The organism is Paenibacillus sp. FSL W8-0187, assembly GCF_037969755.1.
In the GTDB taxonomy this organism is placed as follows: domain Bacteria; phylum Bacillota; class Bacilli; order Paenibacillales; family Paenibacillaceae; genus Paenibacillus_AQ.
Genome location: NZ_CP150206.1, coordinates 1,726,684 through 1,739,297, shown reverse-complemented (window position 1 = coordinate 1,739,297; position 12,614 = coordinate 1,726,684). Strand labels below are relative to the sequence as shown.

Annotated in this window: 12 protein-coding genes; 8 read left to right on the top strand and 4 right to left on the bottom strand. The window is 50.3% G+C overall.

Features of this window, described 5'->3' with window-relative positions:
• Positions 1-222 precede the first annotated feature (222 nt).
• Positions 223-945 carry a peptidylprolyl isomerase gene (locus MKY48_RS07480; RefSeq protein ID WP_339292642.1) on the top strand — a complete coding sequence of 241 codons (723 nt, stop codon included), beginning with the start codon at positions 223-225 and terminating at the stop codon, positions 943-945.
• 170 nt (positions 946-1,115) lie between these two features.
• Here the strand turns inward: MKY48_RS07480 and MKY48_RS07475 are convergent, their stop codons facing one another.
• Positions 1,116-3,248 (bottom strand): class I SAM-dependent methyltransferase, encoded by a 2,133-nt coding sequence (locus tag MKY48_RS07475; protein ID WP_339292641.1) that lies wholly within the window; start codon positions 3,246-3,248, stop codon positions 1,116-1,118.
• Positions 3,249-3,420: 172 nt separating this feature from the next.
• On the opposite strand from MKY48_RS07475, the gene MKY48_RS07470 reads away from it, so the two are divergent.
• From MKY48_RS07470 to MKY48_RS07460, 3 genes are all read left to right on the top strand, one after another.
• Entirely contained in the window at positions 3,421-4,140 is a 720-nt protein-coding gene (locus MKY48_RS07470; RefSeq protein WP_339292640.1) for a 3-ketoacyl-ACP reductase, read from the top strand.
• Between the two features lie 246 nt (positions 4,141-4,386).
• A complete protein-coding gene (locus MKY48_RS07465; protein ID WP_076323014.1) occupies positions 4,387-5,310 on the top strand; it encodes an AEC family transporter in 924 nt (307 codons plus the stop codon).
• A gap of 33 nt (positions 5,311-5,343) precedes the next feature.
• Complete coding sequence (locus tag MKY48_RS07460; RefSeq protein ID WP_339271280.1) at positions 5,344-6,525, top strand: PatB family C-S lyase; 1,182 nt, start codon at positions 5,344-5,346, stop codon at positions 6,523-6,525.
• 171 nt (positions 6,526-6,696) lie between these two features.
• Here the strand turns inward: MKY48_RS07460 and MKY48_RS07455 are convergent, their stop codons facing one another.
• From MKY48_RS07455 to MKY48_RS07445, 3 genes are all read right to left on the bottom strand, one after another.
• Entirely contained in the window at positions 6,697-7,650 is a 954-nt protein-coding gene (locus MKY48_RS07455) for an ROK family protein (RefSeq protein WP_339271278.1), read from the bottom strand.
• 105 nt (positions 7,651-7,755) lie between these two features.
• A complete protein-coding gene (locus MKY48_RS07450) occupies positions 7,756-8,625 on the bottom strand; it encodes a MurR/RpiR family transcriptional regulator (RefSeq protein ID WP_339271276.1) in 870 nt (289 codons plus the stop codon).
• Positions 8,626-8,916: 291 nt separating this feature from the next.
• Positions 8,917-9,444 (bottom strand): hypothetical protein, encoded by a 528-nt coding sequence (locus tag MKY48_RS07445; RefSeq protein ID WP_339271274.1) that lies wholly within the window; start codon positions 9,442-9,444, stop codon positions 8,917-8,919.
• 176 nt (positions 9,445-9,620) lie between these two features.
• Here MKY48_RS07445 and MKY48_RS07440 point away from each other — a divergent pair, with 176 nt between their 5' ends.
• The 4 genes from MKY48_RS07440 (at position 9,621) to MKY48_RS07425 (ending at position 12,579) form a co-directional block, all read left to right on the top strand.
• The gene (locus MKY48_RS07440; protein WP_339271272.1) at positions 9,621-10,208 is read left to right on the top strand and encodes a M15 family metallopeptidase; all 588 of its coding nucleotides are present in this window, start codon (positions 9,621-9,623) and stop codon (positions 10,206-10,208) included.
• A 391-nt stretch (positions 10,209-10,599) separates the two neighbouring features.
• Positions 10,600-10,986 carry a GntR family transcriptional regulator gene (locus MKY48_RS07435; protein WP_339292639.1) on the top strand — a complete coding sequence of 129 codons (387 nt, stop codon included), beginning with the start codon at positions 10,600-10,602 and terminating at the stop codon, positions 10,984-10,986.
• Positions 10,976-11,854, top strand: coding sequence for an ABC transporter ATP-binding protein (locus MKY48_RS07430; RefSeq protein WP_339292638.1), 879 nt, complete (start codon positions 10,976-10,978; stop codon positions 11,852-11,854). Before MKY48_RS07435 ends, MKY48_RS07430 begins: the two co-directional genes overlap by 11 nt.
• The gene (locus tag MKY48_RS07425) at positions 11,851-12,579 is read left to right on the top strand and encodes a Tat pathway signal protein (protein WP_339292637.1); all 729 of its coding nucleotides are present in this window, start codon (positions 11,851-11,853) and stop codon (positions 12,577-12,579) included. The genes MKY48_RS07430 and MKY48_RS07425 overlap by 4 nt, the downstream gene beginning before the upstream one ends.
• Positions 12,580-12,614: the final 35 nt, after the last annotated feature.

Here is a 12,614-nt window from a genome sequence, read left to right as displayed (position 1 = left end):
AGGCTTATTTTTTGAAAATAGAACGAGAAGCTGAACCGACTCGATCATCGCAAGGAAATCATCCTCTATACGCGGTCTATCTTCTGTGAGATTACTTCGATGGAAGCTTTAGATATGTATACTCATCTTTTTCGATTTTCAGTACTTGTCCAACCTGTGATAAAATATGATACAGATTAAATACTTAAGGCTTGATAAGGAATAACACAGGAGGAATCAATGATGTTGAAACGCAGAACACGCTGGATGCCCGCCCTATTCGTCATCCTTGGGCTACTGCTCGTAATGACGGCATGCGGTCAGAATGACAAGGGAGCCAAAAGCGGCTCTGGCGGCGGAACGGGCTCGACAAACGGGGCAACAGCACCCGAAGCGGAACCCCCGAAGGAGCCCGAGGTTAAGCAGAATGTGCCGGACCCGAACGCCAGCCATCCTATTGTCACGATTGAGATGGAGAACGGCAAAACGATAAAGCTTGAGCTTTATCCTGAGGTTGCGCCGAATACGGTGAACAATTTCATCTCCCTGGTGGAACAAGGATTCTATGACGGGACAGGCTTTCACCGCGTCATCCCAGGCTTCATGATTCAGGGAGGCGACCCTGACGGTAACGGAACGGGGGGACCTGGCTACGCTATTCCCGGCGAATTTACGTCCAACGGCTTTCAGAATGACCTAAAGCATACGACAGGCGTATTATCGATGGCCCGGGCACAGGATCCAAACTCCGCCGGATCGCAATTCTTTATCATGGTTGCGGATGCTCCTTCCCTGGATGCACAGTACGCATCCTTCGGTAAGGTGATTGAGGGGATGGAAACGGCTGAGGAGATCGTGGGCTTGGAGCGGGATCAGATGGACAAGCCGCTTGAGGTGCCCGTCATGAAGAAAGTGACGGTTGATACGCTCGGCAAGGATTATCCGGACCCCAAGAAGCAGGAATAGCATCTCTTCGGATTAGGACTACGACGCGAATTCTAGCAATGGAACACATTACGGACCACTTGTGTACACAGTGACCATGGCAGATTAAACGACAACCAACGAACAAGGACCCGTACGCTATAACTAGCGTGCGGGTCCTCTTTTTTCAGTACAGCCTGTTATTGTCTCTTCTAGCTATGGACCGGCTTCTCGATGACGTACAAGCAAGTGCTGTCAGGCAGCGTCACCGGCTTCCCATCTTCATCCATGAATTCGATGCGATCAGCCAATGCCTCGGCATATCCTTCTTGCAGATAATGCTGCTGCACGCGGATGATCGCCTCGGGGCCTAGCGTCCCGCGTATGCATTCCGCATACTGCGTAGGCGTAAAGTAGCCAAACTGCTCCTGCACCTCATGCACATAGGCCTCGGCGCCCCAAGTATAGGTATACAGGAACTCCATTGCATCGTTTATAGTCATGCGCACTTCCGTCTCGGACAGCTGCTCGTATGTTATGACCCGGCCCTTGAAATCGGAGGTATACCGGGTCAGCCATTCCAGCCCATCCGCTTCCAGGAAGCGAATCCTTCTCCAAATGTCCCCGGGCTCGGTCATAATCCCGTCACGGATAATGATGCGGCCACCGGGTGCGAGTACTTCGTAGGCACTTGTCAGCGCGGCCTCTACAGTGGCCATATTGAAGCGGGTTCCGTCCATCTCAATATAAGAATACAACTCATGCAAGATCGAGGAGAAGATGACCGTATCGACACTTCCCGGCTCCACGTAGTCCCTGAGATTCAGCGCGTCCCCCTTCATCACTTCCCATGCTTTGTGCTCCAAACGTTTGCGTTTCTCCAGCGCTTCAATCACGTTCGAGGAGATATCAATCCCAACCGGACGCACATGCGGCAGCCGTTCCTCGATCAGGTCAAGCAGCACGCCGCCCCCGGGACCGATATCCAGCACCGCCGTTCCCGTAATATAATCCAGAATCACTTTTTTGTAATCTCCCGTGCTGTTCATATCACTCAAATAACTCTCTTCGTTATGAAACCTGTCGTAGGCGTCCCGGCGCAGGCCGAACAGGTCAAACAGGAGCAGGACCGCTTTCTCATAGAGCGGCGACTTCTCCGCTTCGATGCAAAATTCAATTAATTTCTCCGCCGCTTGCGAGAATTCGAAAGTAAAGAATACCGTATCCGGTAGCTCCGGCTTCCGTTCGATCCGATGGCTCAGATGCGGGTTGGCCATCACCGGCCCGTGAAGGCAAGCCGTCCAATCCGTTTGGCGCAAATATTGCTCAATCATTCTCTTCTTATATACGTTCAGCTTCTTGACGCCTTTATAATCGTAATACATATCATTCATCAGCGGCTCAAAGCTTAAGTGACTCACCGAATCCGGTAGCAGCTGATCTCGCTGTCCCTCGGTAACTTGCTGAGCCGGGCTCTGCTTCTCCGAATGGAGAGCAAGCAAAAGAACCTTCATGAACTCCTCCAACGAGAAATCCTGCAGGGCAGCCTCCACATACCAGAGCGTCATATCCTGAAATCCATGCAGGGCAGCTGATAGATCACACTGCTCACGAATCCCTTGAAGCTGCTTATCGAAGTCTTCTCCCCGGGCAATCGAAACGGACCGGAGACGGCGCAGCCTCTCCTCATAAGTCCATCGATCCGGTACGGTCCCTTCGGCAAGATTGCGAATAAGCTGCGTTATTTCTTCCTGAACGGAATGCCAAAGCTCTTCCGATACACCACCGATGATGCAGTGATTCAAAGGGATTAGCAGCCGGATCAACTCATCTGCGGTCAGCCGCCCTTCGTCCGTAAGCTTATGCAGCGGCAAATTTTCCTCGAAAGCGACTTCCCCCCGAATGTGTTGCCCAAGCAGTCCATGGGTAAGTATGAGTGTGTGTACCATCTCTTCATGCGGAGGCAGGGTTCCATTACCGTCCCGAATATGTCTCTCGTATAGCTGGGCGGACCCGATATTATGAAGGAACAAGTTGATGCCCGACTGCTGCCAGCGGAGGCGTTCCCGCATGGTTCCGCCCTTGGCCGTTTCCGCCCATACCAGTACTTCTTCCAGCAATTCTTTGATCCAATAGGAGACAGGGAGCGAATCCAGTATCTTCAAGGTGCGTTCTACATAATCCAGCACGGGGTTGGCATGGGCTAATTGGCCGATGGACGTAATTCGTTCCAGATTCACGATTCGTTCTTCGGCCGATACCAGTTTCATTAACCATGGATGCCTCTTGGCAGCCGCTTCATCCCCCTGCCGAAAAGCGGTTATGATGTCCAGCGCGTGCAGCATAGGTTGTTCCTCCACTTCCTGAAATAATAATGAACACGGTTATGTTTTTTCGCTGCTACGATTATAACAAATTCCTGTCGATGGATCGCAAGCATTTGGTAATAGCCGATGCTACAGGGTATACTGGTCAACGAAACCATATTTTTTTATTGATGTGAAGGAGTGAGTGTACATGAGCCTAAAAAATAAAACAGCCCTCATCACGGGTGCAGGTAAAGGGATTGGACGCGCCCTGGCGATCGCGCTTGCCAAGGAAGGTGTGCACGTCGGGCTTGTCGCCCGTACGACAGCTGATCTGGAACCGCTGAGCGCCCTGGTTGCTGAACAATATGGCGTCAGAGCCGTGGCCGCAGTTGCCGACGTTTCTGTACAGAGCGAGGCAGAGGCTGCTTTTGCAGCGGTAAACATGGAGCTGGGCTCGGTGGACATTCTAATCAACAATGCGGGCATTGCCCAATTCGGCAATCTGCTGGAGATGGAACCTGAAGCCTGGAAACGTATCGTCGACGTGAACCTGATGGGAACGTACTACATGACGCGCGCGGCACTGCCGGGCATGATCGAGCATAACAAGGGTGATATCATCAACATCTCTTCTACGGCTGGAGAGCGTGGATTCGCCACAGGCTCTGCCTATAACGCTTCTAAATTTGCCGTTATGGGACTGACCGAAGCCGTGCTGCAGGAGGTTCGCAAACACAACATTCGCGTAACCGCTCTGACCCCAAGCACCGTTAACACGGATCTTGCCGTCAATGCCGGCCTGAAGATCGGGGACGAGGACCGGATGCTGCAGCCGGAAGACGTAGCTGAGCTTGTGCTCGCTGCACTGAAGCTGCCGCAGCGTGTATTTGTCAAAACCGCCGGAATTTGGACAACCAACCCGCAATAGTGATGCGTCAACAGACGCTACTATTGCTATAACCATCCAAGGGTGTTCCCTGGGCGTCGGCCAAGGGAACACCCTTTTTGCGTGCAGCCCAGGTGTAAAGCGATTGGTTGTGACCAGCGACAATTGTTCTTTTTTCCATACGGAATCAAGTGTCAACTATCCTTTGTCATGATATAATGACATGGCGTCATACGACAGCCAGATATTTACCTTAAGCTACACTCATGGAAAGAAGATGACAACAGCATGATCGCCGACATTTTACTTGAAGTGGTACTTCCCATCTTTGTGCTGATAGGCTTTGGCATTATTATGCAATATGCCTTTAAACTCGATTTGTACACACTCGCTAAAATTAACTTTTACTACATTACGCCTGCAGCCGTATTTATGAGTATGTACGAGTCCAAAATGTCACCGCAGCTGCTGGGCATGGTGGCCTTATTCTATGCGCTCTATATCGGCGTCCTCTACCTGATCAGCATGCTGGTTGCCAAGCAGCGCAAATTCAATCGGGGGATGAGAGCAGCTTTTACCAACAGCCTTCTGCTCGATAATTCGGGAAACTACGGCCTTCCGATCAATGATCTCGCCTTCAAGGGTGATCCGATGGCCGGCTCGGTGCAAGCGCTCATCATGTCTTTTCAGAGCCTCCTTACGTTCACGTACGGAGTTATTTCCATTCAAGGGGCCAAGACAGAAGGATTATACAAACAGGCCATCATCGGATTCCTGAAAATGCCCGTTCCCTATGCCCTCGTCATCGGCATAGTGCTGCATGCCCTGGCGTTGCCGCTTCCGGTCTTTATCTCACAGCCGCTGATGTATGCGGATCAGTCCATGGTGGCGATCGCCCTGCTGACGCTCGGCGCACAGATCATCAAATATCCGCTCCGCCTGCGCCGGCTCGATGTCTACCTCAGCGTGCTGCTGCGTCTCCTGGTCGCGCCGGCCATCGGCATTCTGATCGTGCTGCTGCTCGGCTTAAAGGGCATCCCGGCTCAAGCACTCATCATTGCTTCAGGCATGCCGGTTGGCGTAAATTCATCCATCTTGGCGGAAGAATATCAGAATGAGCCGGATTTTGCTGCACAAACTGTCCTTATATCGACCATACTAAACGTAATTACGATTACCGGCTTAATCACATTAGCTAAATTTGTAGCTTAGCGCTAACTCATCTCTACTAGGAGGAATTTACATATGAATTTTGATCTTGCGATAGACCGAACCTGTACCGACTGTCAGAAGTGGGACAATGTTCCCACCATCTTCGGCGTGCCCGACGCGCTTCCGATGTGGGTGGCTGACATGGATTTTGCCGCTCCACCCGCCGTTGTAAAGGCGCTCCATCAACGGGTGGAGCATGGTGTATTCGGATATACGTTCCCGTCCGACTCTTACCGTGAAGCGATTTGCGACTGGATGAAGAAACGCCACAACTGGAGTATTCAGCAGGAGTGGATTCAATTCTGTCCGGGTGTCGTTCCGGCACTCAGCCTTATCGTGGATGCGTTCACCGAGCCGGGAGATCAAGTTGTCATCCAGACGCCGGTCTATCCGCCATTCTATAGCGTCGTTCAGGACCATGGTCGTGAGCTCGTGCATAATCCGCTGCTTCGAAGTGAGGACGGAGATTACTCGATGGATTTCGAGGACTTGGAGAAGAGTTTTTCTACCGGCAACGTCAAAATGATCATTCTGTGCAGTCCGCACAACCCGGTAGGCCGGGTGTGGACCAGAACGGAATTGGATCGTCTGGCCTCCCTCTGTCAGCAATACGATGTGCTTGTTGTATCCGATGAAATCCATGCAGATCTGGTGTTTGAATCTGGTGCGCATACGCCATTCGCCGCTCTGTCCGAGGATGCTGCCGAGCGTTCCATCATCTGCACCGCACCAAGCAAGACGTTTAATATCGCCGGTCTGAATACGGCGAACATCATCATCTCGAATGCGCAGCTGCGCAGCAAGTTCCGCAAAATACTGAACCGTTACGCCATTGGCTCCATTACACCGATGGGTGCCGCCGCCACCGAGGCCGCTTACCGTGAAGGCGGACCATGGCTGGATGAACTTCTGGTTTATATCCGCGAGAACATGGAGCTGGTTTCGAATTTCGCCCAGGAGCATCTGCCCGAGCTTAAGGTGGTTATCCCGGAAGCTACTTACCTGCTGTGGATTGATTTCCGCGGGATGGGCATGTCCCACGAGGAGTTAAACCGCTTCCTGGTTCATGAGGCGAAGCTTGGTTTAAACAGCGGAGCAGCCTTCGGCAAGGAAGGCGAAGGTTTCATGCGCATGAACCTGGCCTGCACACGCGCCACCGTTCAGGAGGCGTTGTCTCGCCTACATAAAGCGATCGAGGAATGGCGGAAAGCATAAGTAACAAACTCAATTAATAAAAGGAGCCGGGCTAAACGCGCGGCTCCTTTTATTGCTTTTTTAAGACGATGCAAAACTGCCTTAGTTGACACCCTCGTTCACCCTCATAAGCCTGACAAGACACCACTAATCCTCTACCTGATTTTTGAAGGAATAATTCTCCTATATTACTTACAACATAGAATCCATCTTACCGTAATGCCACACTTGAGCAGCTGCGCCTATGACACCTGCATCACTGCCAAAGTTAGCAGGCATAATCCTGCAGCAGCTTCTCATATACGAAGAAGTCCGGACATCGACCTCCTGATCGAGCGCCTGCAAAAAACGAGGACCCGATTCCGCCACTCCCCCGCCAATTACCACTACCTCCGGATTAAATGCATGAATATAACCGGCAACAGCCGCTCCCAGTGCTCGGATAACAACCCGCATCACCTCCGTGGCCGACGGATCATCCCGGTGCCAGGCCTTAACAATATCCCGGGCATTAGGTTCCCAATCATATGAAGCGCTTTCACTCTTCTGCATCTCAAGCCCTAATCTGGCAATGCCGCTGCCTGAAGCATACAGCTCAATACAGCCGTTATTTCCGCAGCTGCAGCGAGGACCGTTGATGTCAATACTGACATGGCCAAGCTCCGCTGCCCCGCCAAAGACCCCTCGAAGAAGACGCCCCGATTCGATAACGGCACCGCCAATCCCCGTACCAAGAGCAAGGCACACAAAGTTATCACAATCCTTGCCAACGCCGTACATTTTCTCGGCAATGGCTATAACATTAACATCATTGTCAACATGCACCCGGGTATCGTAACGTTCAGATACCTTTCGTTTAATCTCCATCCCCGTCCAACCTGGCAACGTATCTCCCGCGTATAGAACGGTCCCTTCCCGAAAATCAATTTGGCCTGCGCTGCCGATACCGATACCTTGCACCGCTTCCTCTGAACCGGCGGATTCCATCATCATGTCGATGCCAAGCAGGACTTTGTTCATAAGCTGCTCCGGCCCTTTGTTCGCCTCGGTAGGCATCAGATGCCGGTTTATGATCTTTCCTTCTCGATCAATGACTGCAAACTGGACTTTCGTCCCCCCAATATCAACACCGATCGCGTAACTCATAGTATGTAAACACTCCCTTCGTAATCAATAAAATGGAAGATCGATTCATCCCGTGCCCCCGCCCGAAGATGAACAGAAGTGTATCGATTCCCAAGGATCGATTCACTAATACAGCTTATCCACAACGGACCTCGCGGTTTTCTCCAACGACTTCGAGGCATCCTCTTTTTTCATCGTTAAGAGCGTTGTAAGAATGTTCAACATATACGTCTGCATGAACTTTGTTGCCAGGGCTCCGCCCTCTGTCGGCATTTCCCTGGAAGATACAGGGAGAACCGTATCCGCGTATGTAACAATCGGGGAACGGAGATGTCCGGTCAAACAGATGACGTCCGCTCCATTCTGCTTCGCTTCCTTCACCGGATCCACCAGGTCACGCGTGCTGCCGGAAGTGGAAATGGCGAATACGAGATCGCCCTTCTTGACCAAGGAAGCGGACATGGCAATAATATGCGAATCCCGGTGCGCTTCCACATTAAGCCCCAGTCTCATCAGCTGATAATGCAAATCCAGTGCGGTTATGCCTGAAGAACCCACGCCATAGACATACACTTTGTTTGCGGTCAGCAGCTTATCCACCGCCATCTTTAGATTGTCGGCGTTAACCAGATCCAGCGTATTCTTAAGTAAAATTTCATGCTGCATCGTCAGCTTGCGGGCCACCGTCATCATGTCATCCTGCTCATCGATAGCGGTATCCATTACGGATGGAGGACGATCCACCAAATCCTGTGCAACAGACAGCTTGAATTCATGAAATCCCCGAAACCCCAGCTTGCGGCAGAATCGAATGACGGATGTCTCGCCGACCCCTGCCCTCTCAGACAAATCCGTTACGGTAGCGAGCACGGTTTCCTCAGGGTAGCTTTTCACGTAATCAGCCACTTTTTTCTCCGTCTTGGTCAGGGAAGAATAAATGCTCGATATCATCAGCAGCGTGTTGGATTGATTCAGTCTTGGGCCAACTCTTGCCATTCCACATCCCTCGTTTCCTCTAACAGGCGCAAAAAGAATATTTTCTCCTTAATTATATATTAAAAAGGAGTTTTCTTTCAATCACTAAAAAAACGGATATTGACGCAGTTTCTCTAAGGACAGACTTCATACTAGCAGAAGGTTTTCGTGCTAGGTAAGGAAGGTAAGCACTAGTATTTATACGTTCATATCTCTTAAAAAAAGAAGCTGTCAGCATCCTGTGAATCGGATCTGCAGCTTCGATTATTGTAGTTAACTGTTATCCTGTTTCGATCCTCCGATCGAGCAGTCTTACATCATGCTTCCGGTTTCGTCTGTACCTGAAGTCAGCCCCTCAATCGTTACCGCTCCATTCAGACTGTCGCCGGTCACCTGTCCCCGCTCCATCTGATAACCTGCATCCAGCATCGAACCATCCAGCTGATGAAGCTGCTGGCTGACATGGTCCATCTGCTGGAACAGCTGACGATGTTGATAGGCTTCGGCGTACTCGCTCTGCTGCGCAGTCTCGTCCATTTGCTCGAATGCCGTTTTGTTCTCGCCCAGCACTTGGCGGTACTGCTCCGCCGTAGCGGTTCGGATATCCTGCACCGTATTCATCATCCCATGCAAAACCATCCGGCAATTCACCAGTTCCTGACGGACAGCAGCAGAAGTTTCAGGCGAAACTGCAGCCTGGGCGCTTTGAAGTTCAGCTTGGATCTGGCTGAGCTGGCTCACGATCATCCCGACTTCGTTCATTCCCCCGTTTTGCGCTGCCGTAGTCAATTCGCTTGATAGCTGGTTGAGCCTCATCGACATATTTTGAATATTGCTCATTGCAATCCCCCCTTTTTTTCGGATAGCGACCATTTTAATGAATAGGATGCGATAAACCATGGATTGCTATTCATGTCGATATCTGGTCAGGAAGTCCCCTCTGTTGGAATCCGAGGCGGGATGCCGATATAATAGAGTAAGCCATTATATGAAAGTAGGTAGATTAAAGAGTTCGCATGATCAAACGCAAAAAAACGACACTTTTCTTAATTGCTGCCTTATTACTCGCCATATTTTATATGCAGCTGCAAACCTCCATACCGGGATTCATCAACGATCTTGATTTTAATAGTAAAGAAGACCCTAAAGTCTCACAGCTCCACCCGTATGTATTGCAGCAAAAGAACGAGCTTGTCCGTCTCACCAAGAAAAAAGGAATCGCGATCATCATAACGGACGGTTACCGCAGTCATGAAGAGCAGACCCGCATCTACAATCAGGGCCGCAGCACCGAGGGCGACATCGTGACGAATGCCAAGGCAGGAGAATCCCTTCACAACTATGGACTTGCGATTGATTTTGCGCTAAGACTAAAGGATGGAAGTATCATCTGGGATATGGAATATGACGGGAACGGAAACGGCAAGGCCGACTGGATGGAAGTTGTGGAAATTGCCAAAGATTTAGGCTTCCAGTGGGGCGGTGATTGGGCCAACTTCCCGGATTATCCGCATCTACAGATCGATTTCGGACTGACGATCCGTGATTTGAAACGTGGAAAACTCCCTCCCATGGACGCTTCCGAGACTTTGGAAGCAAAGTGAACGGCTATAGCAATTTGTAAATATAGTTTACCTCCGCTTTTAACCGTAAATAAGAGCTCCCCTGTCTGTTACGGTGAGAAGAGAGTCTGTTTTTAACGAAATAACGTATTCTGAGTCCGTAAGAATTACTGGAATTTTGGTATTACGCATCATCTTTTATTGAGCATCGAGGCTCGCATACTTTAGTTATACGCAAGATAATGACTTACGCATCAGCGTTTAGATCAAGGTCGACCAGATCCTTCTGGTTGGCCTTTTTGACGTTGTTTTTTGGAAATGCGTGTTAATGGATTTGCGACATCCAACCAAATGCTTGACAATCGATTCACCTTTTGGTTATATAGTTATATATATGAGTATATAACCTTAACGAGACAGGCGGTGATTCTTATTGAGCGGTACCGTGCATCCAGATAATAAGCCCCTGTTCATCCAGATCAAGGAGAAGATCGAGGACCAGATCGTGAATGATCTACTGCTTGAAGGTGAACAGGTTCCTTCCACGACGCAGCTCTCCCAATTTTACAAAATCAATCACATCACGGTGTTAAAGGGCATCAACCTGCTGGTTGATTCCGGACTCATCTATAAAAAGCGAGGTGTCGGCATGTTTGTTGCAGAAGGGGCCAAGGAAATGCTGCTCCAGACCCGAAAGAGTGCATTTGCGGAACATTATGTGGTGCCTATGGTACAGGAAGCAGACAAACTCGGTTTGTCCACGAATGAGCTTTTTCAAATCATAACCCAGTTAAAAGGAAGTGACCTCCATGAATCTTGATGTTCAGTTTGACCGCGTATCGGTGGTATACGGTGACCTCGAAGCCGTCCGAAATGTTTCGCTTCATCTCCCAGCAGGCAAAATTTATGGTCTCCTGGGGCGCAACGGAGCAGGCAAAACCTCACTACTGTCTGTTCTTGCTTCATTTCGTGAACCCTCATCGGGATCGGTTACGATTGGCGGCGAGCAGCCGTTCGAAAATGCGAAGATCATGAGGGAAGTCTCCTTCATCTATGATGTAGACTACAAAGACGAGACGGACAAGGTCAAGGTAGCGATTGATTCCATAGCCAGACACCGGCCCCATTTTGATACCATGTACGCCCTTGAGCTCGCACGCAAATTCAATTTGCCCTTGGATAAACAGCTGAAGCAGCTTTCCAAAGGGATGCAATCCGCTTTTAACGTATGCATCGGACTTGCCAGCCGCTCGCCAGTTACCATACTGGATGAAGTTTATCTCGGCATGGATGCACCGTCACGCGAAATTTTTTACCGGGAACTGCTGAAAGACCAGGAGCACCATCCCCGTACATTCATTCTCTCCACCCACCTGGTTTCGGAGATGGATTATCTGTTTGAAGAAGTCATTATCATTCACAAAGGCCAGTTCGTGCTGCAAGACGATTATGAAAGCCTCACGTCCCGGGGTGTTTCCATTACGGGCCCGGCGGCAAAGATAGATGAATTCATCCAGGGCTTGAAGGTGCTCAACGTGCAGCAGCTCGGTTCTACCAAGGCCGTCATGGTCTATGGGGAATTAAACGAGGCATCCCAGCTAGCCGCACATCGGGCAGGACTTGAGATCGGGCCGATCTCGCTCCAGGACTTGTTTATCCATCTGACGGGGGAGGAATATTCCGCATGAAAAAGACGTCATCAGCCGTAACCAGAGTATCGACAGACATGTTTATTCAGCAAGGCAGCTGGGCCTTGGGATTTCTATTTATTGTGCTGCTGATCTATATTGGAGTCGGCATCGGTACTAGCGTTGGTGTCAATGTTCGCGAAGGAATCGCAGAGGAGGACTTCTTCTCTATCACGTACCGCTCAACCAAGGGCTTCATGCTGGTAATCGGTATTATTTCTGCTTATGGCTTCCTTAGCTACTATGTAAGACATGGAGTAACCCGTAAGGATTTCTTCAATGGAGCCGCTGTGGCTGCCGTCTATCTGTCATTGGCCTTCCCAGTCGTGGTGGGTCTAGGCAATTGGATCATCGGGATGGTGACATCCCATGATGCAGGCAGCACCCCGCTGATGCAGGAGTTTGATAACAGCTGGCTGCTGATGCTTGCCTCCTACGGCGTCCAAATCTTTATCTATTATCTGATGGGGTGGATGATCGGATCCGGATTTTACCGGTTTGGCTGGATTCGCGGCTTGGGGTGGATCGCCGTAGCCCTCGTGTTAATCGGCTTCATGGATGCATTGTGGCAATTTGAGCTGGCTTCCATATGGGAACAGTGGCTGCCAGTCACGACAGCCTTTTCCGTCACGCTGCCGGTTTCTCTTTCAGGGTCCGTTGCCGTCATCCTGATTACACTTATTCTGATTCGACTGATAACCCGAAGAGTTACGATTAAAATGTAATATATACGCAAAATAAATGGCTGATCCAAGGGGAG

What these genes read in the sequence shown, in the direction of transcription:
- MKY48_RS07445 (WP_339271274.1), bottom strand. Translation starts at nt 9,444, where the DNA reads ATGAGCAATATTCAAAATATGTCGATGAGGCTCAACCAGCTATCAAGC.
- MKY48_RS07425 (WP_339292637.1), top strand. Translation starts at nt 11,851, where the DNA reads ATGAAAAAGACGTCATCAGCCGTAACCAGAGTATCGACAGACATGTTT.
- MKY48_RS07465 (WP_076323014.1), top strand. Translation starts at nt 4,387, where the DNA reads ATGATCGCCGACATTTTACTTGAAGTGGTACTTCCCATCTTTGTGCTG.
- MKY48_RS07430 (WP_339292638.1), top strand. Translation starts at nt 10,976, where the DNA reads ATGAATCTTGATGTTCAGTTTGACCGCGTATCGGTGGTATACGGTGAC.
- MKY48_RS07470 (WP_339292640.1), top strand. Translation starts at nt 3,421, where the DNA reads ATGAGCCTAAAAAATAAAACAGCCCTCATCACGGGTGCAGGTAAAGGG.
- MKY48_RS07475 (WP_339292641.1), bottom strand. Translation starts at nt 3,248, where the DNA reads ATGCTGCACGCGCTGGACATCATAACCGCTTTTCGGCAGGGGGATGAA.
- MKY48_RS07440 (WP_339271272.1), top strand. Translation starts at nt 9,621, where the DNA reads ATGATCAAACGCAAAAAAACGACACTTTTCTTAATTGCTGCCTTATTA.
- MKY48_RS07460 (WP_339271280.1), top strand. Translation starts at nt 5,344, where the DNA reads ATGAATTTTGATCTTGCGATAGACCGAACCTGTACCGACTGTCAGAAG.
- MKY48_RS07480 (WP_339292642.1), top strand. Translation starts at nt 223, where the DNA reads ATGTTGAAACGCAGAACACGCTGGATGCCCGCCCTATTCGTCATCCTT.
- MKY48_RS07450 (WP_339271276.1), bottom strand. Translation starts at nt 8,625, where the DNA reads ATGGCAAGAGTTGGCCCAAGACTGAATCAATCCAACACGCTGCTGATG.
- MKY48_RS07455 (WP_339271278.1), bottom strand. Translation starts at nt 7,650, where the DNA reads ATGAGTTACGCGATCGGTGTTGATATTGGGGGGACGAAAGTCCAGTTT.